This window comes from Bombilactobacillus sp. ESL1097 (genome assembly GCF_058107205.1).
Map to the genome: position 1 here is coordinate 514988 of NZ_JBYLUB010000001.1, position 23034 is coordinate 538021.

Sequence of the window (23034 nt, forward strand, 5' to 3'; positions counted from 1 at the left end):
AGAACATATTTTACCATGAGAGGAACAATTATCTATGGAAAAAGTTAGAAAAGCGGTTATTCCAGCAGCAGGATTAGGCACCCGATTCTTGCCCATTACTAAGGCAATGGCAAAAGAGATGTTGCCCATCGTGGATAAACCTACGATTCAATTCATTGTGGAAGAAGCCAAAGCTTCCGGAATTGAAGATATTTTAATTATTACTGGCAAGGGTAAACGCCCCATTGAAGATCATTTTGATTCAGCACCAGAATTAGAACAAAATTTGAAATCTAAGCATAAAGATGAACTATTGAAAGTGGTACAAGATACAACCAACATTGGTGTAAATTTGTATTTTACGCGTCAGTCATATCCTAATGGTTTAGGGGATGCGGTGAGCTTAGCCAAATCTTTTGTAGGTGACGAACCGTTTGTTGTAATGCTTGGTGATGACTTAATGAAAGATCAAGTACCGTTGACCAAGCAATTGATTAATGATTATAATGAAACGCATGCTTCGACCTTAGCTGTCATGCAGGTTCCTCAAAAAGAGGTTTCTAAGTACGGAGTGATTGATCCAGATGGCGAAGTTAAGCCAGGATTATATCGGGTTAATAATTTTGTAGAAAAGCCCGCTGTGGAAAATGCACCAAGCAATTTAGCAATTATTGGGCGTTATTTGTTGACGCCGGATATTTTTGCTATGCTGGATACGCAGGCTCCCGGTGCAGGCAACGAAATTCAACTAACAGATGCGATTGATCGCTTAAATAAAACCCAACGGGTGTTTGCACATGAATTTACAGGCGAACGGTTTGATGTTGGTAATAAATTTGGTTATATGAAAACTAGCATTGAATATGGGTTGAATCACCCCGAAGTGAAAGATGAACTTCGCAAATATATTATTAATTTAGGCCAACAATTAGCAGCAGATAAAAAATAAAATATTATGATTTTTGGTCATAATATTTGGCTATGCGTGCTTATTAGTAGTTGGTTTCTAGTGACAGCTGACTTGGTCAGTTTAAAGTGCAAGTTTATTACTCAACTGCTAAGCGGCTTTTAAGTGTAGTATTACTTGAGATAAATATGTTTATCACCAAATCTTAAACCAAAGATTTGGTGATATTTTTTTGAAAATTTCACGTAAACTAAGGCTTGAGCAGATTTTGTTTTAAGCAGAGTGATTAATTCCCAAACTTGATAAGAATGATTGTGAGATTGCAAATTTAATATTAAATAATGATTTTCATTAGTAAATTCTGATGATATACTAGAGATTCCCCAAGTTTTATGCTGATTATCTTCATAAAAAACTAGTAAATTAGTTTTCACATCCAGCAAAAGTTTTATTAAAGTTTGAGTGTCCATTGTGGCCTCCTTAATGATTATTCAATAAATTAACAGGAGTAAAAAGTTTGAATTTGAATGAGATTGTAATTACTGCTGCCTATCGGACGCCAACCGGTAAATTTCAAGGTAGTTTCAAAGATTTTACAGCAGTTCAATTGGCAACCCAATTATGTCAACAGATTTTAGTGAAAGAAAAGATCGCTCCCCAACTGATTCAGCAGGTGATTTTAGGTAGTGTTTTAACAGCGGGGAGCGGACAAAACATTGCGCGTCAAGTCCAGTTAAATGCTGGGTTAGATTTGACGGGGACGGCAATGACTGTTAATCAAGTCTGTGGTTCAGGGCTGAAAGCAGTTCGACTAGCGCAAAGCGCATTAATGTTAGATGATGCTCAAGTTGTTTTGGCTGGCGGTGTGGAAAGTATGTCGCAGGCACCAGCAGTGGCGGCGCGCCTGACTAAACAAGATTTTGCAACCGATGATTGGCAGGATACGTTGTTTAATGATGGTTTGACGGATGCTTTTAGTCAGCAACCGATGGGAATCACAGCAGAAAATTTAAATCGAAAATATCATTTAACGCGGCAGCAGTTAGATCAATTTGCACTACAGTCACAACAAAAAGCGGTGCAAGCGCAAGCTGCTGGTTGGTTTGATGAAGAAATTTTGCCGATTACGGGGTTGTCGGCCGATGAAACCGTGCGCCCGCAAACTACGTTATCGGCTTTACAACAATTATCCCCCGCATTTCAGGCTGAGGGGTTAGTGACAGCGGGGAATGCATCACCGCTAAGTGATGGTGCTAGCTTACTTGTCTTAACGACTACTAATGTGGCCTGTAGGAATCAATGGCAACCACTGGCTAAAATTACCGCTTATCAAGAAGTGGGGTACCAACCGCAATTAATGGGTTATGCCCCAGTAATTGCTATTCAAAAATTACTGGCGCAAAAACAGCAAACAGTTGCCGACATTGATTTGTTTGAAGTTAATGAAGCATTTAGTAGTCAAGCTTTGTTAGTGCAACAAGAATTACAAATTGCTGATAGTCAATATAATATCACTGGCGGTGCTTTGGCTTTGGGACATCCGTTAGGTTCTTCTGGCGCTCGTATTTTAACTACTTTAATTCACAATTTACAGCGAACTCACCAACATCGCGGGATCGCAGCCTTGTGTATTGGTGGTGGTCAAGCAATAGCATTAGAGGTGGAAAATTTGCAATGGTCAAATTCTATGAATTAACAACTAAGCAGCGTTTACAGCAATTATATCAGACGGGAATTTTAACGACAGCAGATTTAGAATTATTACATTCTTATCCTAATTTGCCAACGGCTATCGCGACTAATTTAATTGAAAATCAAGTTGGAGTTTTTGGAGTGCCGCTAGGTTTGGCAGAAAATTTTGTGATTGATGGACAATCGTTATTGATTCCCATGGCTACGGAAGAACCATCAGTGATTGCGGCTGCCAGTAATGCCGCCAAGCGTTGTTTGGCAAAGGGCGGTTTTCAAACAACAGTCCAACGTGCGGGCTTAATTGGTCAAATTGTGTTTGAAGGACAATTAAAAACCCCACAGATTTTTTTGAACCAACATTTAGCAATGATCCGCCAAGTTGCTCTGAGCGCACATCCTAGTCTAGAACAACATGGTGGAGGATTAAAACAAGTTAGCGTTCATGTGTCAGCCGACTTTGTGGAATTTCGGTTATTAATTGATCCCGGTGAAGCTATGGGCGCTAATATAGTCAATACTCTGGCTGAGGCAGTAGCCCAATATTTAGCCACACAACTGCCACAGTTAAGTTTGTTAATGGCCATCTTGTCTAATCAGGCCCCCCAACAATCAGTTACGGCAACAGCCGCTTTTGCCTTACCTGATTTGGCGACGAAACACGATACCGGTAAAGTCGTAGCTCAAAAAATTGTCGCTGCCACCCAGTTTGCCCAAGAATCTACTTTACGGGCTGCAACGCATAATAAGGGCATTATGAACGGTATTAACGCTGTAGTGTTAGCCACCGGTAATGATCCGCGCAGTATTAATGCGGCGAGTTATGCTGGATTATCCAAGCAGCGACCAACGTGGACTTCTTGGCAAATTCAAGATGAATTGTTAGTTGGTCGAATTACAATTTCGTTGCCTTTAGGTAGTTTAGGCGGTGCAATTTCGACCTTACCCATGGCCCAATTAAGTATGAAAATTTTGCAACAACCTTCTGCACGACAGTTAATGAGTATTGTTGCTAGTGTGGGGTTGGCTTCAAATTTAGCGGCACTCAGAGCTTTAGTCACACAAGGCATTCAAGCCGGACATATGAATTTACAATTTAAAAGTTTAGCGTTGATGGCCGGGGCTACAGCAACAGAGGTTGAACCAGTAGTTAAACAATTACGGTTAGCACCCACCAAGGCTAACTTACAAACAGCTCGCCAGATTTTACAACAATTACGTTTAGGAGAAAATTATGAAAGTCGGCATTGATAAGATTGATTTTTATACACCCAACCAATATTTAGATTTAAAAGATTTGGCTAGTGCCCGCAAAGTGGACCCCAATAAATACTTGATTGGGATTGGCCAACAAAAAATGGCTGTAGCACCATTAGATCAAGATATTGTCTCTATGGCGGCTAATGCGGCTGAGCCGTTATTGACGCTTCAAGACCAACAGCAATTGGGCTTAGTGATAGTAGGTACGGAAAGTGGCGTTGATCAATCGAAAGCTTCAGCCCTCTTTGTTCAAGAGGTGTTAGCTTTACCAACTAATTTACGTGCCTTAGAAATTAAAGAGGCTTGTTTTGGAGCTACTGCTGGTCTGCAATTAGCAGCCGATTTTGTGCGCTTACATCCGCATAAAAAAGCCTTAGTAATTGCTAGTGATATTGCCCGGTATGGTTTAAAAAGTGCTGGCGAAGTCACCCAGGGTGCTGGTGCGGTGGCTATGTTAGTGGGGGCTGATCCACAAATTTTAGCTTTAGAAGAGCAATCATTTTATATGAGTCAAAGTACAGGTGATTTTTGGCGCCCGAATTATTCGACAGAAGCTTTTGCTCGGGGAAAATACTCCGAAGAAGTTTACATCGCGATGTTTACAGAGTTATGGCAACAATTTGTGACTAGTGATATATTTGCAGTGTCCGACTTGGCAGCTTTGTTATTTCATATTCCCTTTTCCAAAATGGGACGCAAAGCTTTAAAAAGCCTCGCTTCTAAGATTGCAGAACCGGATTATCAGCGCTTAACCCGCCGTTTTGAGGCAAGCATTATGTATGGCCAACAAGTGGGCAATATTTATACGGGTTCTTTGTATCTGAGTTTACTGTCTTTATTAGAAAATGATACCAGCTTACATCCGGGAGAATCGATTGGTCTATATAGTTACGGTTCGGGCTCAGAAGCAGAACTCTTTTTTGGTATTTTACAGCCACATTTTCGCGCTGGTTTAAACATAGAGAAGCATCAACAATTGTTGCGCCAGCGGCAACAATTAACGATAGAACAATATGAACAACAATTTCAACACAGTTTAGTGACTGATGGCTCGACCCAAGTTTTAGCCAATTCGGATCCGCAGGCGGCCCATCGTTTAGCTAAAATTGTTAATCATGAACGAAAATATCAATAAAATAGTAGAAATCGGTTACAAAACAGACTATAATAAAGACGTGGTGAGATGAAACCTTACTGCAACTGCTATCAGGATGCAATGTGCATCTTTCGATAAGGTGATAGTTTTAAAATGGATCAGGTAAGAGTTTCGGCAATTAGTCGAAAACTTTACAAATTCATTCTAAAGATAAAATTGGTCAATGCGGATGTTCCTGTTTATCAGACATCAAACTTTCTTATTTATTACAAGTAGTCTTTTGGATGAATTAATAGGCAAGTTAAAAGTTTTTGTGTCAAAATGGATTGGGAGCAGTTGCTTGTCTCATCTAAAAAAAGCCGGGGAAATCTTTCCTTGGCTTTTTAATTATCTAGTTTTTAGTAGAAAGAGAAGATGTAAAAATGTTGACAGATATTGCCAAAGCACACACATTATACGAGACAGATATTTATAATCAAGATGGAATTCAAGGCTATGCTTATGTACCGCATGAGATTAGTGTAGCGGTTAGTGATCCACAAAAAGGTGATGTTCCGGGAACTAATCCTGAACAGTTATTGGGCTTAGCACTAAGTACTTGTTTCAATGCAACCTTACAAGCTATCGAGTCTGAACAAGGATTAGAGCATCGTGCCAGTGTGAATGTGCACGTGAAAATGATTAAAGCAAATACCGGTTTAGAATTTTTGGTGCAAGCGCGCGTCAATATTCCGGGGGTTAGTCAAGTTCACGCCCAGGAAATGGTCGACCAAGCCGAAAAACGCTGTCCAGTTTCTAAGCTATTAAGTGGCAGTCCTAATTATTCTGTCAAATTACTGAATTAGCTTTAGCTTCAGTTGCTACTTTGAGAAATGTAAATTTGATGGCTACGCGGAAATTCGCGCTTAAAAGCCGTTTGCAGTTGGTGTTTTAATTGCCGGTCAGTTAAAGAATAAGTCACCGTCTGGTTGAGATAACCGTGCTCAGTGAAGGTAAGCTGTTGATTAGCAATTAAGATAGTTAAGAAGCGGTCTTTTTTGCGTGTCAAGAGTGTTAAAGTTTGCGCTTGTTTAGTTTTGGTAATTTTTTTAATTAGGGTTGCAGCTTGTTTAATGGGAATACTTTTCATAAACTAACTCCCTTTAAGATTTGCTTTAAGTCGCGAGTAAAGGTGGCCTTTTGGAGTTGACTCGTAATGAAAATCACCTGTACTTGTTTATTGTAGACTGTAAAAGCGATGCGGGCTGAACCAATGGTCCCTAAATTGAGGCGCAATTCGTAACAAGGATGACCAGCAATTTTTTGCTCTGTGGCTAATTTAATCTTAGTCATGCCTGTACTTAGTTCGCGACTCAGGACGTTGGCGATTTTTTGTGACACGATTTGTTTTTGACCAGCATGTTTTTTAAAGAATGGTTTACAGCCGTGCCGATCAAAAGTAATCTGAAGAGAAGTTACTGAATTTTGTGGCATCGAAACAGTCCTTTCTACAAAACTTAATGGCGTTGAAGAATGGTTAAACTTTCGACATGTGGGGTTTGCGGAAACATATCCAAAGGTTGAATCTTTTTAACATGGTAACTTTTAGTTAACAGACGTAAGTCACGCGCTAAGGTAGAAGGATTACAAGAAACATACAGCAGTTTTTGAGGTCCTTGTTTTACCAGCAATTGTACTAAACTATGTTCTAAACCAGTTCTGGGAGGATCAACAACCAGTCCAGTGGGCTGAATGCCTTGCTGTAACCATTGAGGATATAATTCTGCTGTGGTTCCTAATTGATAATGCGCATTGGTTAAGTGGTTGACTTGGGCATTTAAATTGGCGTCGTGGACAGCTTCAGGGATTATTTCACTACCTACAACTTGTTGAACATAAGGTGCGATGCTCAGGCCAATTGTACCAACACCGGCGTAAGCGTCGACAATAATGTCATGGGCTTGAGGGTCAAGGGCTTTTAGGACAAGTTGGTACAACTTTTGTGTTTGTTCGTAATTTAATTGTAGAAAAGCACGGGGAGACAGCAAAAATTGTTGTTGATTAATCACTTCAGGCAGATATTCTTGACCCCAAAGAAGTTTGGTTTCCTCACCCCAAATTTCACTCGTAGTTTTCGGATTATAATTTTGAAAAATTCCTTGGACTTCGGGAATATCTTGCTGAACTAATTGTAAAAATTGTTTTAATTTTGGAAACTTACGGGAGTGTGTAATTAAAGTTAATTGGACTTCTTGTTGAACGTGTGATTGCCGCACGACCACCGTTTTAAAAATTCCAGCTTGTTTTTGTTCATCATAAATCGGTAAGTTCAATTGTTCAATAATAGGAACCAAGCGTTGCAACACACTGAGTGTTAATTTACTTTGCGTCGGCATTTGAAGTGAATCAACTACATGATGTGTGTGGTTTTGATAGAGTCCACAGGTGACGTGTCCGTTCTGGACTTGTAATTGAAATTGGGCTTTGTTACGATAATGCCACGGGTTAGCCATGCCAATAGTTGACGCTAAGAAATAATGTTGGTAGCCGGCTGGTTTGAAGTGCTGTAAGGCTTGCTTTAAGATGGAACGTTTGAATTTTAATTGTGCTGAGTATTTCAGATGGGCCAATTCTAAGCCGCCAACCTGATTGTACAAAGCAGGTGGCTGTAAATTGCGCCAAGAGCTGGGTTTTTGATAAGATAGCAATTTACCGCGTAAAAAATGAGGCTGGATTTGGGTAATTTCACATTGGATTAGTTCATTGGGTAAAGCTTGAGGTACAAAAACTAACTTTTGTTGGTAATAGCCGATACCTTCGCCGTTAATGCCCATTTTTTTGATAATAATTGAAATGGTTTGTCCTATTTGAACAGTTGCTTTTTGATCTTTCAAAATTAGTTTCCTTTAAATTAAATTGTGACCATGATGAAGTTATTAAAGCTAGTATAGCATAGGTGCAGAGGAGATAATAATTCGTGAAAATTACCAAAATTACCGCACAAAAACGTCCGGGACGCTATAATATTTTTTTAGATGACCAGTTTGCTTTTGCTGTAGGCGAAAATGTCTTGATTAAGTTTCATTTAATCAAGGATCAAATGCTAACACCTGAACAGGTTGAGCAAATACAACAATCGGAACAAAAAGATTATGCGTATAATCAAGCTTTAAATTATTTAAGTTATCAATTACGCAGTACTGCCGAAGTTAAAATTTACTTAAAACGGCAAGATGTTGACACTCCAACGATTACCGCGATTATTACTAAACTAGAAAAAAATCAATACTTAGATGATTTACAATATGCGGAAAGTTTTGTCCGAACGGAATTTAAAACGACATTAGATGGTCCAAAGAAAATACAACATAAATTGCAACAAAAACACATTGCTCCGACTTTAATTCAGCAAGCGTTAGAACTGTATACCACTGAACAACAAGTAATTAATGCTACGAAATTAGCACAAAAATGTTGGCATCAAAATCAACAACATCCGCATAAAAGGCGCTTACAAAAGGTCTTACAGCGTTTAATGGCTGCCGGATTTAGTAGTGAGATTAATCAATTAGTTCTGCAAGATTTACCCCAAATAAAAGATGAAGATCAAGAACAAGAATTACTCCAAAAGACGCTGCAAAAATTGTGGCCTCGTTATCAAGCAAAAGATCAAGGGCGCAACAAACTATACGCAGCTTTGTTACGGCGCGGCTTTACAAGTGACCAGATTCGTCCTCAACTCGAAAACTTAAAATAGTTGTGGCATAAACGGCCTAGTTTGATATAATTTAATTGCGTGAGAAAGTGGAAAGCTGGTTCAACTATGCAAGTTCCAAGAGAAGGAGATTACATAGCAATCCAGAGCTATAAGCATAATGGTCATTTGCATCGTACTTGGCGTGATACAATGGTTTTGAAAACTAGTGAAAATGAATTGATTGGTTGTAATGACCGAACTTTAGTAACTGAAAGTGACCATCGGCGGTGGTTTACCCGTGAGCCAGCTTTAGTTTATTTTCACAAACATTATTGGTTTAATATTGTCACAATGTTACGAGAAAATGGTCCATCTTACTATTGTAATTTGGCAACGCCTTTTGTGTTAGACCGTGAGGCTTTGAAGTATGTGGATTATGATTTAGATGTTAAAGTATTTCCGGATGGTGAAAAACGCCTATTGGATGTGGATGAATATGCGGCCCATAAACGAATTTGGCGTTATTCTTCAGAAATTGATCAGATCTTAAAGGAAAGTACGGAAACTTTAATTGATTGGGTTGAAACTAAAAAAGGACCATTTTCGCCCGGGTATGTTGCCTTATGGTATCAAAGATATCAAGAATTATTGCATCGTGCTTGAGGAATTGACTATGTAAATTAAAAAAGCAGGTTTTCCTGCTTTTTTAATACGTTATTTTTGGGAAGAATCAATACTTAAGGTACTGTATTCTAGGTTGGAAGCTAGAATTAAAGAGAGAACTAAGAGGGCAATCAACCATCCCATCAAAGTACCCTGAATGCGATAAGGTTGAAAGAATACATGGATTAACTTAGCTGCGGTAATGGTTAAAATAAAATCGATAATAAAGTTGAGATAAAAATTGGTTAAACTGTAATCAATATTGAAAAAATTAATAATGGTGCGTAGTGAACGATTAGTTGTTTGATGGGTAATAATTTTGATGGGCCGATGAGCAATTGATTTAACCGCGACCATTAAAATTGCACCAATAATTGCACATATAATTAACCGCCACCAACTGTTATAATGATTAACAAGTGCATCATAACCAGTGCCGATTAAAGCGAGACACAAAAGATAAGGTATAATGAATAAGAAAGTGTAAATTACAAAAACTTTTTTATTAGACATAATGAGGTCCTTTCGTTTCTTGATTCAAAGTTAATTTTAGCATTTGTTGTAAAAAAATGGTACGTCAACTACTCCAAAGTCAGAATTGGCGAGCAGAAAAAATGATGGTTAAAATTTAGATGAATATCGTGCTAGAAGGTAGACACTTTGATTTAATAATGACTAAATTTTTTAGTTAAGAACTAATTTTAGGCGTTAGTAACTGAGCTGTTCAGCATTTTTTGCCAGAACTTATTTTTAAAGGAGAACATGATATGTAAACTACAGCAATTAGTAGTCAAAATCATTAATAATAGTGTGAAAGTGCAATTTAAATATCCAATAAGGAGACGCTTGATCTTTGAAAGTAGTTTCTTTTAATGAGTATATTTTTCTTTGCTGTGAAATATAAATATTAATTAATGGAGAGTAATCAAATGAAGCAATCGGATTTAAAACAGGCGGTTAACCAAAGACGGACGTTTGCGATTATTTCGCATCCGGATGCTGGTAAGACCACAATTACGGAACAAATGTTATTATTTGGTGGAGTAATTCGGTCTGCCGGCACGGTTAAGGGTAAAAAAACTGGTAATTATGCAACATCAGATTGGATGGAAATTGAAAAGAAGCGGGGCATTTCAGTCACTAGTTCGGTGATGGAATTTGATTATCAGGGCAAGCATGTTAACATTTTGGACACGCCTGGTCATGAGGATTTTTCCGAAGATACTTATCGGACTTTGATGGCCGTTGATGCTGCGGTGATGGTGATTGATTCGGCTAAGGGGATCGAAGCACAGACCAAGAAATTATTTAAAGTGGTTAAACAACGGGGAATTCCCATTTTTACTTTTATGAATAAATTAGATCGGGATGGTCGTGAACCCTTGGATTTAATTGGCGAATTGGAAGACCTTTTAGATATTGAAGGTTGTGCGATGAATTGGCCGATGGGTAGCGGTAAAACCTTACAAGGATTATATGATTTGAGTAATAATCGGATTGAATTGTATCATCCCAAAAACGCTGATGAGCGCTTTTTACCGTTAGATGATCAAGGACATTTAAGTCCAGAGCAGCCGCTGACGACGGATAGTATTTATCAACAGACTTTAGAGGAAATTGGACTGATTAAGGAAGCTGGTAATGCTTTTGACCCCGGCAAGATTGCTCAAGGTCAACAAACCCCCGTTTTCTTTGGTTCTGCCTTGACCAACTTTGGGGTACAAACCTTTTTAGATCAATTCTTACAATTAGCACCAGCTCCTAGTGAACATCAATTAATTGATGATTCGACAATTGCCGCCGATGATCCGGAATTTTCCGGTTTTGTCTTTAAGATTCAAGCCAATATGAATCCTAAGCATCGTGATCGAATTGCGTTTGTCCGGATTGGTTCCGGAGAATTTGAAAAGGGAATGGATGTCACTTTAAATAGAACCCAGAAACAACTCCGTTTAAATAATGCGACTGAATTTATGTCAGATCAGCGTGAACAAGTAAAGAATGCAGTTGCGGGTGACATTGTTGGTTTATATGATACGGGCAATTTTCAAATTGGCGATACCATTTATGCTGGTAAACGAGCAGTGCAATACCCAGACTTACCACAATTTACGCCAGAGTTATTTATGGACGTCATTCCCAAAAATGTGATGAAACAAAAGTCCTTTCATAAAGGAATGCAACAGTTGGTACAAGAAGGGGCGGTGCAACTTTATCGCAATTACCAAACGGGCGATTATATTTTAGGTGCCGTCGGGCAATTACAATTCGAAGTCTTTAAATTTCGAATGCAAAATGAATATAACACAGAAGTGATTATGAAACCGATTGGTTCCCGGATTGCTCGCTGGATTAATCCCGACCAACTTGATCCGGCTATGTCTTCTAGTCGAAACATTTTAGTCAAAGATTTAGATGATCAACCTTTATTCTTATTTGAAAACCGTTTTGCTGAACAATGGTTTGAAAATAAGTATCCAGATGTGCAATTAACTGCGAAACTCTAATTGAGTCATTTTCGGGTGAAATTTGTAAAAGCATCATTGGCACATTTGTCAATGATGCTTTTTTATCATATAATACTATATGAAATATAACATTAAAGGAGATAGCGTGATGGCAATTCAAGTTCCCACGCGATTATTAGATGGTACGGTTTTATCATTTTTGCGTACCCAAGATTTGTATGGCTACGTTTTGACACAACAAGTACAGGGTATTTTAGATATTTCTGAATCGACGATTTATCCCGTCTTACGACGTTTAAAAAAGAATGGTTATTTGGAAACATATGATCAGCCCTATCAGGGACGTAACCGCCGCTACTATCATTTAACGGCGGCGGGGCAAGAGCTATTTGGTCAGATTCAAGCTGATTGGCAACAGTTTAGTCAACAAATTAATCAGGTGATGGGGGAAGCTCATGAATTCAATCGTGAAAAGTTATCTTGAGGAACTGAAGAACAACTTAACTGCTTTGCCAGTTGATGAAGCTCAAGATGTGATCTTGTTTTACCAAGAATTTATTTTAGATGCTGGTTTTAAAGAACGCTGGCAATTAGATGATGAATTGGGAACGCCCAAACAATTAGCCCATAAAATTTTAGCTGATTATTACTTAGCAGCGGATCCTTTGTTGCCAACAGTTACTGAGCCAGCGGCGCCAATTGCAGCTAAAAAGTCTTCGCGCCATAATTTGCATGTGATTTGGTGGATTGTCTTAGGCATGTTGGCTGCCCCCATTGGAATTCCTGCCATTTTACTTGTGGTGGGCGCCTTTTTAGCAATATTAGTGTTAATCGTTGCATTAGTGGTAATCTTTATTGCAGTTATGCTGGCTTGTTTATTCAGTAGTGTTTTCCTTTTGGTCAAAATTACACCGCTTCTAATGACCGCTCATTGGGCAGTGGGGTGCTTTTATCTCGGAATTGCGTTGATGATGTTAGCAATTTTAGTTGGCTTAGGACCGCTGTTAATCAAGTTGATGCGTTATTTGACTAATCGGGGCGTAGTTTTGATTCGTCATTTGGGACAAAAATTTTTGAAAACTAATTATTTTCAAAAAAAATCATTACACCGAGGAGATCAATCATGAAAAAATGGTATCAGACTAGTCTGGCAATCTTTTTATTAGGATTGGTTTTGTTAATTATTGGGGCCTCTAATAATGGTTTTCAGTCCTTAATTAGCCACTCACTAACTGCGAAAGTAACAGTTCTTAGTAATAACAAGAAAGTGCAAATTAAGCGAAAATTACCGGAATTTCAAGAACTTGCGCTCAATAGTTCCGATACTGATGTACAAATTAAATTAGGTAAAGCTTACCAATTGCAGTTGATTGGTGCTTATAAACAGCCCGTTAAAATCAAACAAAGTGGTCAACAGCTGCAAGTCATTACGAAGCAACCGAATTTTAACTTTGTTAATATAGCCGGAACCAAGGCCCCAAAATTAGTGCTGACAGTGCCCGAGAAACATGATCTTCGGCAGTTGTGCTTGCAAACAACCGATTCCAACGTTCAAGTGCAGCAGTTAAAACTGCAACAGTTATTAGTGAAGCAACATGATAGTCACTTAACACTAAAAAACGTTCAAGCTCAGCAAGAAGCACAAACAAAATTGTGGGACTCCAATTTGCGAGTTCAAAATTGTCAATTACCAAGTTGGCGTTGGCAGCTAGCTAATAGTAGCGTGCAGGCCCAACATGTGCAAGCTAATTTACAAGGTCGATTACAGGACTCGCGAGTTAAAATGCAGGATTTACTTTTACAAGATAGTTCGCACTTACAGTTGGCTGATAGTCATCTAAATGTTCAATTGCGCCAACCAGCTATTAATTATCGCATCAAAGGACACGCCACGGTCTTAAAAATTGCTGGTCGGCAAATCCAAAATGACTGGGTTCACCATAGTACAGTTAATTTAGAACAACTAAATTTAAAAGCACAAGATAGTCACATAACATTAAATTAATATTGACTTAAAGTTAACTTTAAGTAATATGATGAAGCTAGGATTAAAAATAATCCTAGCTTTTTTGTTAAGTAAGTTAATTTTAGTTTTAGAGGTGATGGTATGAAGGATTTGTCGATAACTGCGGTTAGTCAAAAGTACAATATTACGCCGGCAACGTTGCGTTATTATGAACAAATTGGTTTGTTGCCGCCGATTCCTCGCAAGCCCAATGGTAATCGCTATTATCCGGAAATAATTCAAGATTTAATTGAAATGATCATTTGCTTGCGTAATTCAGGAGTGGCGGTAGAGCCATTAATTGAATATGTTCGTTTAATGCAACAGGGACCCAAGACTTTAAAACAACGTCAAACTTTGTTGGAACAACAGCGTGCCATACTGCAGCAAAAACAAGTCAGTCTTCACAAGTCCATTCAACGTTTGGATCATAAAATTAATTTATACGAAACAGGACAAGTGAAAGAGTATCCCATCTTTAGTCAGGAGGAATCATGAAAACAATAGTTTTATTATTTCATCCGCATTTAACAACTTCACGAGTGAACCGACAATTAAGTCAGGCTTTAACTGCGGATATTGTAGTACGTGATCTGTATCAATTATATCCTGATTTTCACATTGATATTAAAACTGAGCAACAATTGTTGACCGCCAATCAGCGTATTGTTTTACAATTTCCGATGTATTGGTATAGTGCGCCTGCATTGTTGAAACAATGGGAATGTGACGTATTGCAAGGTGACTTTGGTGGTCAAGGCACCGCTTTGGCTGGCAAAGAATTGGTGATTGCGGTTTCTCCGGGAGCTAATAATTATGGCCGTGAGCAATTTGTGCAATATACCGTTAATGAATTATTGCGTCCGTTTCAAGCAACTTGTCATTTGATCAAAATGCAATTCATGCAACCATTTGTGACGTTAGGAGCTTCTAGTTTGAGCGATGCACAGTTACAACAGCAAGCACAAAAATATAATCAGTATCTGCATACCAAACGGTTAGCGCCACTGGCCACTTTTGGTTAAATAAGAATAGGAGATTAATTACAATGCAATATCAAACAATTGGAAAGACCGATATTCAAGTTTCACCCTTGTGTGTAGGAGCCATGAGTTTTGGCAAAGCAGGAACCATGCATGATTGGACGTTGGATGCTGCGGCGGCGGAACAAGTGGTTAAACATGCTTTAGATTTAGGAGTCAATTTTTTTGACACAGCCAATGGCTACTCAAAAGGAACTAGTGAGGAGTATTTAGGTCAAGCACTCAAAAAGAATGTTGCGCGGGATCAAGTTGTTATTGCCTCGAAGGTTTATTTTAATCCCGGGCGGTTATCCAAAACAGCCATTCAACATGAAATTGATGGGACGTTAAAACGTCTAGGCACAGATTATGTCGATTTATATTTGGTACACCGGTTTGATTATCAGACTCCGATTGAAGAAACTATGGAAGCTTTAAATGAGTTAGTGACTGCGGGTAAGGTTCGAGCAATTGGTGCTTCTGCCATGTATGGTTATCAATTTCATAATATGCAGTTAGTGGCGCAACAACATGGTTGGGCACAATTTCAAGCTATGGAAAACCACTATAATCTGTTATATCGTGAAGACGAACACGAATTAATTCCAATTTGTCAACAATATGATGTATCCTTAATGCCATATAGTCCGTTGGCCGCCGGCCATTTGGCACGCCCCACATGGCAAGGTGATACTTTACGAGCCAAGACAGACCGGGTAGCAGTGGGGAAGTATGATCGGATGGAAGCCGAAGATGTCAAAATCGTGCAACGGGTGCATGAGTTAGCTGATAAATATCAAGTTACTATGGCACAAATTGCAATTGCTTGGCAATGGGCTAAAGGTGTGACAGCACCAATTATTGGAGCTACCAAAGCACGGCATTTTGATAGTGCCGTCCAAGCTTTAGATGTTCAATTGACCCCAGAAGATGTGCAATATTTAGAAGAACCGTATGTTCCGCACCCAATTGTGGGCGCGATTGATCAAAATCCCCCTGAGGGCGTTGTGTTATTAGATGAAAAGAAATAATTGTATCTAAATAAGAAAGCTGTGATCAGATGAAAACAGTTGAGCTAGCTAATGGTGTGCAAATGCCGCAGGAAGGTTTTGGTGTATTTCAAGTTGCTAATAAGGACTGTGAGCAAGTTGTTTTAAAAGCTTTGAATACCGGTTACCGGTTATTAGACACCGCTAGTAGTTATCAAAATGAAACCGCAGTGGGGCGAGCATTGCAAAAAAGTTCCGTTCCGCGCCACGAGATCTTTTTGACCACTAAAGCCTATATTCCGGAGATGGGTTATCAGGCCACGCTAACGGCATTTGAAAAGTCTTGTCAAAAATTAGGCACAGATTATTTGGATTTATATTTAATTCATATGCCGCTAGCTGATTATTATGGTTCTTGGCGAGCAATGGAGCAGTTGTACCAACAAGGCCGTATCCGAGCAATTGGCGTATGCAATTTTTCAACAACTAATTTATTGGACTTAAGTTTTAATTTTGACATTCAACCAATGATTAATCAGATTGAAACGCATCCACTATTTCAGAGAACTGCAGAGCTTGATTTTATGAAGCAACAACGAATTCAACCCGAAGCGTGGGCACCTTTTGCGGAAGGTCGACAAGACATTTTTCACGAGCAATGTTTGCAAACAATTGCTTCGCGGCATCACAAGTCAACAGCGCAAGTGATCTTGAGATGGAATATTCAACGAGGCGTAGTTATTATTCCTAAGTCGGTTCATGAAAAACGAATGCAAGAAAATTTAGATATTTGGGACTTTACATTAACTGATTCAGAAATGAAAGAGATTACCAATATGGACTTGAAACATCCACAAATGTTAGATTTAAACCAAATTAGTGAAGTACGTCGCGTTTATGATTATTTAAATCATCCAGTTTTGACCAGTCTCTAAAAACTTTAATGTTTGAAATATAGAAATATGTAAAAAAAGCGAACCAATCTTTCAACTGATTCGCTTTTTTAGTAACTATAATTAAAGCTGCTTATTTTTTCGACTGCTCTTGATTGTCATCATCGGAAGAAGTCTTTGTCTTATTTTCAGCAGTTTTTTTAGTTTCACCGTTATTAGTTTCAATTTTAATGTTGTCATTGTCTAACACGGCTTTAAGATGCTTTTCCTTAGGATGATCAAGATAATGGTCGGCCACACGATCTTCAATTTGTTCTTGAATGACCCGCCGTAAAGGACGAGCACCCAAGGCTGGATCGTAACCTAAATCCACAATCTTTTCTTTGGCAGGTTGGGTAACTTCAATATCTAAACCTTGATCAGCAATCATTTTGTTAGTGTCTTGAATCATTAAGTTGACAATCTTTAATAAGCTGTCCTTAGATAACGGATCAAACTCAATAATGCCGTCGAACCGATTTAAAAATTCAGGTTTAAAGTAATTGCCTAATTTGTCTAATACGGAATTAGTGGTGCCATTGGCCTCAGCACCAAAGCCAACGCTGGCTTCACTTTCACCTTGCCCAGCATTCGACGTCATAATAATGATGGTATCTTTGAAGCTGACAGTACGTCCTTGAGAATCGGTCAAACGGCCGTCATCTAAGATCTGTAAAAACATATGCATAACATCCGGATGAGCTTTTTCAATTTCATCTAATAAAATTAAACTGTACGGATGCCGCCGGACTTGTTCAGTTAATTGTCCCGCTTCTTCATAACCGACATACCCTGGAGGGGAACCAATTAATTTAGAAACGCTGTGCTTTTCCATGTATTCCGACATGTCAAAGCGAATCATGGAATCTTCACTACCAAAGAGTTGGCGTGCTAATTGTTTAGCCAATTCGGTTTTACCAACGCCAGTCGGTCCTACAAAGAGGAAGGATCCAATTGGCCGTCCCGTTTTGTTAAAACCAACTCGATTACGGCGAATTGCCCGACTAACTTGTTCTACGGCTTTATCCTGACCAATGACATGAGCTTCAAGTTCAGGTGTTAAGTTGCGCAATTGTTCTTGTTCTTGCGCCTTTAATTCACCAACGGGGATATTAGTTTTTTCTTCCACGATACTTTCAATATCTTTTTCAGTTACCTTGGGTTCTTTTTCAGTATCGGTTTTATTATCACGAACATTTTCGAGCTTTTTGGTTTGATCGCGGTAAAAAGCAGCTTTTTCATAATCTTCCTGTTTTAAGGCTGCTTGCTTATTAGCCTCCGCCGCTTTGATTTTTTTCTCAATTTCTTTAGGATCAACAGGATTTAAAGTAAGATTTTTTCGTGAACCAGATTCATCTAATAAATCGATAGCTTTATCAGGTAGAAAACGATCTTGAATATAACGATCTGATAACACCGCTGCCGCTTTAATCGCTTCTGGGGTATATTTGACATGATGATAAGCTTCGTACTTTGGTTCAATGCCTTTTAAAATTTGCAGAGTCTGTTCAACACTAGGTTCATTGACTTCGACTGGTTGTAAACGTCTGGCTAAAGCAGAGTCTTTTTCAATTTGCCGATATTCATTAAAAGTTGTCGCACCAACTAATTGCAATTCGCCACGTGCTAAGGCGGGTTTTAAGACATTACCAGCGTCCATACCACCTTCAGCATTACCAGCACCGACAATTTCGTGAATTTCATCAATAAAGAGAATAATGTTTTTGTTACTTTGCAATTCTTTAATCAATTCTTGCATGCGTTGCTCAAATTGCCCCCGCACGCCAGTTCCTTGAACTAAAGAAACGACATCCAAGCGAATGACACGTTTATCTTGTAATTTTTCCGGAACTTCGCCATCGACAATTTTTTGGGCTAATCCTTCTACAACGGCAGTTTTACCAACCCCAGCTTCACCGATTAAAACGGGATTATTTTTAGTACGCCGATTGAGAATTTCAATGACACGTTCAATTTCTTTATCACGACCAATCACCGGATCAATTTTCCCGTCCTTCGCTTGAGCAGTAAGATCGACCCCAAATTGGGCTAAAATACTATTTCCATTATTATTGTTACCGCCACTACGTTGGCTTTGTGAGGACATTTGTTGCTGACGACGCATTTCTTGTTGTGGATCTATGGCGCCAAATAGAGAACTAAGATCTCCAAAGCCAAATGGATCGTTATTCATATTTGAATTACCTCCCATCGCTTGTTGCTCACGCAACTTTTGATAACAACTTTGGCATAAATTTACTTCTGCGCGTTGTCCATTAACACTAGTGTAGAGATGGATAGTTGCTTCATTCTTATGACAGTTTTGGCAAAGCATTAACTACATTCCACCTTTCTGAAGAAGAATTTAGATCAATTTTCAAACCGTTGAATTGAATCGTGAAGTTCAAACCACAACTGTCTTCAAAAGAAAACACTTGTTAAGTGAAGTTGAGACATAAAGAAAATATTCATATTTAATATAAATATTTTTTCTTTATGGTGCTCTGAAAATCAGAATTTGGGGCTGAACTACATCGAACAATCAAGTAAAAGTTCATACTTCATGTTGGATGCAGTTGGTACTCAATTTCTGAATAACTTTGTCCCAACCGTACTTATTGAGTTTTACTTCAGGAGTGTTTGACGATTGAGTACTAATTATTAGTACAATGTGAATTATACAATTAGCACTCTCAACATGCAAGTGCTAAAAACAAAAAAATGAATTTTTTGTTTAAAAATACTTGACTTTACATGTTGAACACAGTATATAAGGAATGATTTAGTTATTAAAGTATTTTGCATTGTGAGGTAGAAAATGGATTACGAACAAGAAATTTTAGATTTAATTGCTGGCAAAATTGATCAAATAGAAGTTGATAGTGAACATTTTTTTGAATTTAATCAAGCGTGGCTAAATTGTCCTCAACATAAACAAATTATTGGTTCTGCACATCGAAATGGGCGTGTCACATATAAATTTTCTGAAAACGGAAGCAATTAGTTATTAAGGCTGATGGCTTCGGAATTTTATTGGAAAAAACTTGCCTTGTATTTTGAATAATGGTAATGTAGTTTTGATGTTAAGTTAACCCTTTTCACTCAAAATGAAAATTAGGCTTAAAGAGAGGTTATTAAATATGGAAAAGAAAGATTTTCACGTAATTGCAGAAACCGGAATTCATGCACGTCCTGCAACAATGTTAGTACAAGCAGCTAGCAAGTTTAGCTCTGACATTAACTTAGAATATGATGGTAAGACAGTTAATTTGAAATCTATTATGGGTGTGATGTCTCTTGGTGTTGGTCAAGGCGCTGATGTAACGATTACCGCTGATGGTGATGATGCTGCTGAAGCAATCACTGCTATTTCCGAAACCATGACTAAAGAAGGACTTTCAGACTAATGACGAAGACTTTAAAGGGAATTGCTGCCAGTGATGGTTTTGCGAATGCACCGGCTTATTTATTGGTGCAACCTGATTTATCCTTTAAAAAGCAGACAGTGACTGATACAACAGCTGAAGCAGAACGCTTGCAAGCTGCGATCAAGCAATCTGATGCTGAATTGACAACAATTAGAGATGCTGCTAAAGAGGCTTTGGGTGAAGAAGAAGCTCAAGTTTTCGATGCCCACAAAATGATTTTAGCTGATCCCGAATTTACGGGTGCAGTTGCTCAACAAATTAAAGACGATAAAGTTAATGCTGAACAAGCTTTGAGTGATGTTTCTAACAAATTTATCGCCATGTTTGAAGCGATGACTGATAATAAGTACATGCAAGAACGGGCGGCTGATGTACGCGATGTTTCGAAGCGCGTTATGAGTCATTTATTAGGGGTTGAATTACCTAATCCGGCCTTGATTGATCACGAAGTTATTATCGTTGCACACGATTTAACGCCAAGTGATACAGCACAGTTAAATAAAAAGTATGTTAAAGCTTTTATTACTGATATCGGCGGACGGACTGCGCACTCAGCTATTATGGCACGTTCGTTGGAAATTCCGGCCATTGTGGGTACAGATACGATTACTGCGGATGTTAAGTTAGGCGATGAATTAATTGTTGATGGTGTTCACGGTGATGCTGTCATCAACCCTAGCGCTGACGACGTTAAACACTACCAAGATTTAGCTGATCAGTATGCTGAAGAAAAAGCAGAATGGGCTAAGCTCAAGAGTGCTCAGACCGTGACTGCTGATGGGAAGCATTTTGAAATTGCAGCTAATATTGGAACACCAAAAGATTTAGCTGGTGTCAAGGCCAATGGTGCGGAAGCAATTGGCTTGTATCGGACTGAATTCTTGTATATGGATTCTGCCGAATTACCATCTGAAGACGATCAGTTTGAAGCTTATAAAGAAGTTTTAGAAGGTATGGATGGTAAACCAGTTGTTGTACGGACAATGGATATTGGTGGTGATAAACATTTACCATATCTACCATTGCCTGAAGAAATGAATCCGTTCTTGGGTTATCGGGCTATTCGAATTAGTTTGGATCGTCAAGATATTTTCCGGACACAATTACGGGCTTTGCTACGCGCTTCGTCTTATGGCAAGTTGCGGATTATGTTCCCAATGATTGCTACTCTTCAAGAGTTCCGTCAAGCTAAAGGTATTTTACAAGAAGAAATGGATAAATTAACTGCTGAGCAGATTCCATTTGATGCCAATTTAGAAGTTGGAATCATGATTGAAATTCCAGCAGCGGCCGTTTTAGCAGATCAATTTGCTAAAGAAGTTGATTTCTTTAGTATTGGAACGAATGATTTGATTCAATATACTATGGCTGCTGACCGTGGTAATGAACATGTTTCTTATCTTTATCAACCATACAACCCGTCTATTTTACGCTTAATTAATCATGTGATTAAAGCGGCTCATCAAGAAGGCAAATGGGTTGGTATGTGTGGTGAAGCAGCTGGCGATTCTGTCATGGTACCATTATTGTTAGGTATGGGCTTAGATGAATATTCAATGAGTGCTACTTCCATTTTACGAGTACGTTCATTGATGAAGCATCTGGATACGACAGAGTTATCAGACTTAGTTGATCAAGCTTTGAATGTTTCCTTAAGTAATGCGGATAATGAAAAGTTAGTTAACGATTTTGTTGCGACACATCGTAAGTAATTATTTAATTAATAGCAAATAAAAAACTAGGATCAAGTTGAGACTACGTAATTGTAGAGAACAACTTTTGGCCTAGTTTTTTTATTTGATCGAATTAGCAAGTGGGAAACAATTAGACGTGAAACCTTACAATGTTTTGATGATTTTAGCCGGAACGCCAGCAACCATTTGATTGGCAGGTACATCATGATTAACTACTGCACCAGCAGCAACAATAGAATTTTCGCCAATGGTTACACCCGGTAAAATGGTAGCATTGGCACCAATCCAAACGTTTTTTTGTAGATGAATAGGTTTTAAATCTAAAATATTTCTTTGACTAGGATCGGTTAAATGGTTTACAGTAATTAATGATGCTCGGGGTCCAATCATGACATAATCTTCTAAAAAAATACCACCCAAATCAGTAAACATTACGCCGGTATTAATAATAATATTTTTACCAAAATGGATATTGCCTCCAAAGTCCGTATAAAAGGGCAATTTCAAGGAGACACTGTGATCAACTGTGTGGCCGGTAATTTTACATAAATATTTATGAATCTCTTGTTGAGATCTTGAACCGGTATTTAATTCTTGTACTAGTTGCATGTTACGGTCAATTGCAGGCCGGTAAGTTGCTTGATATTCAGGAGTGGTAAAATCTAATAGTGACATCGCAATATCCTTTTTTACAGGCTATTATAATTGTTTAAGGAACTATTGCAAGTTAATTATGAGACTATGAGAGCGCGGGCTTGTTAATTGACAATGATAATTTGAAGGAGAAAAGTTAATGGAGAGTATTTCCAATTCAGAATGGGAAGTCATGCGAGTGTTATGGACTTTAAAATCGGCATCAGCTAATGAAATCGTACTTAACTTGGAGCAAACTAAGTGGCAACCTAATACCATTAAAACCTTGATTACGCGCTTAACTAAAAAGCGGGTAGTGGGGGTTGATAAGACGCATCGTCCGCAAATTTATTATCCGTTAGTTCAAGAAGAACAAATGATGAATCAAGCAGTTGTTGATTTGTTTCAGCATCTTTGCGCAATGAAGCAGGGAGCGGCATTAATTAATTTGGTGAAGCAAATTAATTTGAGCCAAGCAGATCTTCAAACACTAAAACAATTATTGTCACAAAAAGAAAAGACTGCGCCACAGACAATTGCTTGTAATTGTTTAAAGGCTGAACATTGTACACAGTAATTAATACAGAATTTAA

General features: G+C 38.4%; 26 protein-coding genes. 19 read left to right on the forward strand and 7 right to left on the reverse strand.

Translation table 11 applies throughout. The annotated features are described in order from the left end of the window. Positions 1-34 precede the first annotated feature (34 nt). The gene (galU, locus tag AC3B6D_RS02470) at positions 35-928 is read left to right on the forward strand and encodes a UTP--glucose-1-phosphate uridylyltransferase GalU (protein WP_489774814.1); all 894 of its coding nucleotides are present in this window, start codon (positions 35-37) and stop codon (positions 926-928) included. Between the two features lie 131 nt (positions 929-1059). On the opposite strand, the gene AC3B6D_RS02475 is transcribed toward galU, so the two are convergent. Further along, positions 1060-1356 carry a hypothetical protein gene (locus AC3B6D_RS02475; RefSeq protein WP_489769134.1) on the reverse strand — a complete coding sequence of 99 codons (297 nt, stop codon included), beginning with the start codon at positions 1354-1356 and terminating at the stop codon, positions 1060-1062. A gap of 47 nt (positions 1357-1403) precedes the next feature. Here AC3B6D_RS02475 and AC3B6D_RS02480 point away from each other — a divergent pair, with 47 nt between their 5' ends. From AC3B6D_RS02480 to AC3B6D_RS02495, 4 genes are all read left to right on the forward strand, one after another. Next, positions 1404-2582 (forward strand): thiolase family protein, encoded by a 1179-nt coding sequence (locus tag AC3B6D_RS02480; RefSeq protein WP_489757296.1) that lies wholly within the window; start codon positions 1404-1406, stop codon positions 2580-2582. Continuing rightward, complete coding sequence (locus AC3B6D_RS02485; protein WP_489774815.1) at positions 2561-3826, forward strand: hydroxymethylglutaryl-CoA reductase, degradative; 1266 nt, start codon at positions 2561-2563, stop codon at positions 3824-3826. Before AC3B6D_RS02480 ends, AC3B6D_RS02485 begins: the two co-directional genes overlap by 22 nt. Then, positions 3810-4970, forward strand: coding sequence for a hydroxymethylglutaryl-CoA synthase (locus AC3B6D_RS02490; protein ID WP_489774817.1), 1161 nt, complete (start codon positions 3810-3812; stop codon positions 4968-4970). The genes AC3B6D_RS02485 and AC3B6D_RS02490 overlap by 17 nt, the downstream gene beginning before the upstream one ends. Positions 4971-5353: 383 nt before the next feature. Next, positions 5354-5776, forward strand: coding sequence for an OsmC family protein (locus AC3B6D_RS02495; protein WP_489774818.1), 423 nt, complete (start codon positions 5354-5356; stop codon positions 5774-5776). 8 nt (positions 5777-5784) lie between these two features. Here the strand turns inward: AC3B6D_RS02495 and AC3B6D_RS02500 are convergent, their stop codons facing one another. From AC3B6D_RS02500 to rlmD, 3 genes are read right to left on the reverse strand one after another with little or no spacing between them, the layout of a single operon-like run. Next, the gene (locus AC3B6D_RS02500; protein ID WP_489774819.1) at positions 5785-6060 is read right to left on the reverse strand and encodes a hypothetical protein; all 276 of its coding nucleotides are present in this window, start codon (positions 6058-6060) and stop codon (positions 5785-5787) included. Continuing rightward, entirely contained in the window at positions 6057-6404 is a 348-nt protein-coding gene (locus tag AC3B6D_RS02505; protein ID WP_489774821.1) for a hypothetical protein, read from the reverse strand. Before AC3B6D_RS02505 ends, AC3B6D_RS02500 begins: the two co-directional genes overlap by 4 nt. Before the next feature lie 23 nt (positions 6405-6427). Next, positions 6428-7804: a 23S rRNA (uracil(1939)-C(5))-methyltransferase RlmD gene (gene rlmD, locus AC3B6D_RS02510; RefSeq protein WP_489774822.1), complete on the reverse strand. Its 1377-nt coding sequence runs from the start codon at positions 7802-7804 to the stop codon at positions 6428-6430. 83 nt (positions 7805-7887) lie between these two features. Here rlmD and recX point away from each other — a divergent pair, with 83 nt between their 5' ends. Beyond that, positions 7888-8667, forward strand: coding sequence for a recombination regulator RecX (gene recX, locus AC3B6D_RS02515; RefSeq protein ID WP_489774823.1), 780 nt, complete (start codon positions 7888-7890; stop codon positions 8665-8667). A gap of 66 nt (positions 8668-8733) precedes the next feature. Further along, positions 8734-9270 carry a DUF402 domain-containing protein gene (locus AC3B6D_RS02520; RefSeq protein WP_489774824.1) on the forward strand — a complete coding sequence of 179 codons (537 nt, stop codon included), beginning with the start codon at positions 8734-8736 and terminating at the stop codon, positions 9268-9270. Between the two features lie 51 nt (positions 9271-9321). Here AC3B6D_RS02520 and AC3B6D_RS02525 read toward each other — a convergent pair whose 3' ends face one another. After that, positions 9322-9783, reverse strand: coding sequence for a hypothetical protein (locus AC3B6D_RS02525; protein ID WP_489757308.1), 462 nt, complete (start codon positions 9781-9783; stop codon positions 9322-9324). Positions 9784-10199: 416 nt separating this feature from the next. Here AC3B6D_RS02525 and AC3B6D_RS02530 point away from each other — a divergent pair, with 416 nt between their 5' ends. The 8 genes from AC3B6D_RS02530 to AC3B6D_RS02565 all read left to right on the forward strand — a co-directional run bounded on the left by AC3B6D_RS02530 (position 10200) and on the right by AC3B6D_RS02565 (position 16689). Next, positions 10200-11777 (forward strand): peptide chain release factor 3, encoded by a 1578-nt coding sequence (locus AC3B6D_RS02530; protein WP_489757309.1) that lies wholly within the window; start codon positions 10200-10202, stop codon positions 11775-11777. 109 nt (positions 11778-11886) lie between these two features. Further along, positions 11887-12222 carry a PadR family transcriptional regulator gene (locus tag AC3B6D_RS02535; RefSeq protein ID WP_489774825.1) on the forward strand — a complete coding sequence of 112 codons (336 nt, stop codon included), beginning with the start codon at positions 11887-11889 and terminating at the stop codon, positions 12220-12222. Continuing rightward, positions 12194-12865, forward strand: coding sequence for a DUF1700 domain-containing protein (locus tag AC3B6D_RS02540; RefSeq protein ID WP_489769124.1), 672 nt, complete (start codon positions 12194-12196; stop codon positions 12863-12865). Before AC3B6D_RS02535 ends, AC3B6D_RS02540 begins: the two co-directional genes overlap by 29 nt. Continuing rightward, positions 12862-13743 carry a DUF4097 family beta strand repeat-containing protein gene (locus AC3B6D_RS02545; protein WP_489774826.1) on the forward strand — a complete coding sequence of 294 codons (882 nt, stop codon included), beginning with the start codon at positions 12862-12864 and terminating at the stop codon, positions 13741-13743. Before AC3B6D_RS02540 ends, AC3B6D_RS02545 begins: the two co-directional genes overlap by 4 nt. 102 nt (positions 13744-13845) lie before the next feature. Next, positions 13846-14241 (forward strand): MerR family transcriptional regulator, encoded by a 396-nt coding sequence (locus AC3B6D_RS02550; RefSeq protein ID WP_489757313.1) that lies wholly within the window; start codon positions 13846-13848, stop codon positions 14239-14241. Beyond that, the gene (locus AC3B6D_RS02555; protein ID WP_489774827.1) at positions 14238-14768 is read left to right on the forward strand and encodes an NAD(P)H-dependent oxidoreductase; all 531 of its coding nucleotides are present in this window, start codon (positions 14238-14240) and stop codon (positions 14766-14768) included. Before AC3B6D_RS02550 ends, AC3B6D_RS02555 begins: the two co-directional genes overlap by 4 nt. Before the next feature lie 23 nt (positions 14769-14791). Further along, positions 14792-15796: an aldo/keto reductase gene (locus tag AC3B6D_RS02560; protein WP_489774828.1), complete on the forward strand. Its 1005-nt coding sequence runs from the start codon at positions 14792-14794 to the stop codon at positions 15794-15796. Between the two features lie 29 nt (positions 15797-15825). Continuing rightward, complete coding sequence (locus AC3B6D_RS02565; protein WP_489774829.1) at positions 15826-16689, forward strand: aldo/keto reductase; 864 nt, start codon at positions 15826-15828, stop codon at positions 16687-16689. Positions 16690-16780: 91 nt separating this feature from the next. Here the strand turns inward: AC3B6D_RS02565 and AC3B6D_RS02570 are convergent, their stop codons facing one another. After that, entirely contained in the window at positions 16781-19021 is a 2241-nt protein-coding gene (locus AC3B6D_RS02570) for an ATP-dependent Clp protease ATP-binding subunit (protein ID WP_489774830.1), read from the reverse strand. A gap of 483 nt (positions 19022-19504) precedes the next feature. Here AC3B6D_RS02570 and AC3B6D_RS02575 point away from each other — a divergent pair, with 483 nt between their 5' ends. The 3 genes from AC3B6D_RS02575 (at position 19505) to ptsP (ending at position 21826) form a co-directional block, all read left to right on the forward strand. Further along, a complete protein-coding gene (locus tag AC3B6D_RS02575; protein WP_489757318.1) occupies positions 19505-19690 on the forward strand; it encodes a hypothetical protein in 186 nt (61 codons plus the stop codon). Between the two features lie 136 nt (positions 19691-19826). Then, on the forward strand, positions 19827-20093 hold the full coding sequence (locus AC3B6D_RS02580; protein WP_489757319.1) for a phosphocarrier protein HPr: 267 nt from the start codon (positions 19827-19829) through the stop codon (positions 20091-20093). Continuing rightward, positions 20093-21826, forward strand: coding sequence for a phosphoenolpyruvate--protein phosphotransferase (gene ptsP / locus AC3B6D_RS02585; RefSeq protein ID WP_489757320.1), 1734 nt, complete (start codon positions 20093-20095; stop codon positions 21824-21826). Before AC3B6D_RS02580 ends, ptsP begins: the two co-directional genes overlap by 1 nt. Before the next feature lie 126 nt (positions 21827-21952). On the opposite strand, the gene AC3B6D_RS02590 is transcribed toward ptsP, so the two are convergent. Then, positions 21953-22483 carry a DapH/DapD/GlmU-related protein gene (locus tag AC3B6D_RS02590; protein WP_489757321.1) on the reverse strand — a complete coding sequence of 177 codons (531 nt, stop codon included), beginning with the start codon at positions 22481-22483 and terminating at the stop codon, positions 21953-21955. Between the two features lie 118 nt (positions 22484-22601). On the opposite strand from AC3B6D_RS02590, the gene AC3B6D_RS02595 reads away from it, so the two are divergent. Next, a complete protein-coding gene (locus AC3B6D_RS02595; RefSeq protein WP_489774831.1) occupies positions 22602-23018 on the forward strand; it encodes a CopY/TcrY family copper transport repressor in 417 nt (138 codons plus the stop codon). Positions 23019-23034 lie beyond the last annotated feature (16 nt).

Coding starts and splice junctions, on each gene's coding strand:
- AC3B6D_RS02580 (WP_489757319.1), top strand. CDS start 19,827: ATGGAAAAGAAAGATTTTCACGTAATTGCAGAAACCGGAATTCATGCA.
- AC3B6D_RS02500 (WP_489774819.1), bottom strand. CDS start 6,060: ATGAAAAGTATTCCCATTAAACAAGCTGCAACCCTAATTAAAAAAATT.
- AC3B6D_RS02495 (WP_489774818.1), top strand. CDS start 5,354: ATGTTGACAGATATTGCCAAAGCACACACATTATACGAGACAGATATT.
- AC3B6D_RS02530 (WP_489757309.1), top strand. CDS start 10,200: ATGAAGCAATCGGATTTAAAACAGGCGGTTAACCAAAGACGGACGTTT.
- AC3B6D_RS02575 (WP_489757318.1), top strand. CDS start 19,505: ATGGATTACGAACAAGAAATTTTAGATTTAATTGCTGGCAAAATTGAT.
- AC3B6D_RS02505 (WP_489774821.1), bottom strand. CDS start 6,404: ATGCCACAAAATTCAGTAACTTCTCTTCAGATTACTTTTGATCGGCAC.
- ptsP (WP_489757320.1), top strand. CDS start 20,093: ATGACGAAGACTTTAAAGGGAATTGCTGCCAGTGATGGTTTTGCGAAT.
- AC3B6D_RS02550 (WP_489757313.1), top strand. CDS start 13,846: ATGAAGGATTTGTCGATAACTGCGGTTAGTCAAAAGTACAATATTACG.
- AC3B6D_RS02560 (WP_489774828.1), top strand. CDS start 14,792: ATGCAATATCAAACAATTGGAAAGACCGATATTCAAGTTTCACCCTTG.
- AC3B6D_RS02570 (WP_489774830.1), bottom strand. CDS start 19,021: ATGCTTTGCCAAAACTGTCATAAGAATGAAGCAACTATCCATCTCTAC.
- AC3B6D_RS02535 (WP_489774825.1), top strand. CDS start 11,887: ATGGCAATTCAAGTTCCCACGCGATTATTAGATGGTACGGTTTTATCA.
- AC3B6D_RS02520 (WP_489774824.1), top strand. CDS start 8,734: ATGCAAGTTCCAAGAGAAGGAGATTACATAGCAATCCAGAGCTATAAG.
- AC3B6D_RS02595 (WP_489774831.1), top strand. CDS start 22,602: ATGGAGAGTATTTCCAATTCAGAATGGGAAGTCATGCGAGTGTTATGG.
- AC3B6D_RS02565 (WP_489774829.1), top strand. CDS start 15,826: ATGAAAACAGTTGAGCTAGCTAATGGTGTGCAAATGCCGCAGGAAGGT.
- AC3B6D_RS02545 (WP_489774826.1), top strand. CDS start 12,862: ATGAAAAAATGGTATCAGACTAGTCTGGCAATCTTTTTATTAGGATTG.
- AC3B6D_RS02475 (WP_489769134.1), bottom strand. CDS start 1,356: ATGGACACTCAAACTTTAATAAAACTTTTGCTGGATGTGAAAACTAAT.
- galU (WP_489774814.1), top strand. CDS start 35: ATGGAAAAAGTTAGAAAAGCGGTTATTCCAGCAGCAGGATTAGGCACC.
- AC3B6D_RS02525 (WP_489757308.1), bottom strand. CDS start 9,783: ATGTCTAATAAAAAAGTTTTTGTAATTTACACTTTCTTATTCATTATA.
- AC3B6D_RS02555 (WP_489774827.1), top strand. CDS start 14,238: ATGAAAACAATAGTTTTATTATTTCATCCGCATTTAACAACTTCACGA.
- AC3B6D_RS02490 (WP_489774817.1), top strand. CDS start 3,810: ATGAAAGTCGGCATTGATAAGATTGATTTTTATACACCCAACCAATAT.
- AC3B6D_RS02590 (WP_489757321.1), bottom strand. CDS start 22,483: ATGTCACTATTAGATTTTACCACTCCTGAATATCAAGCAACTTACCGG.
- AC3B6D_RS02485 (WP_489774815.1), top strand. CDS start 2,561: ATGGTCAAATTCTATGAATTAACAACTAAGCAGCGTTTACAGCAATTA.
- AC3B6D_RS02540 (WP_489769124.1), top strand. CDS start 12,194: ATGAATTCAATCGTGAAAAGTTATCTTGAGGAACTGAAGAACAACTTA.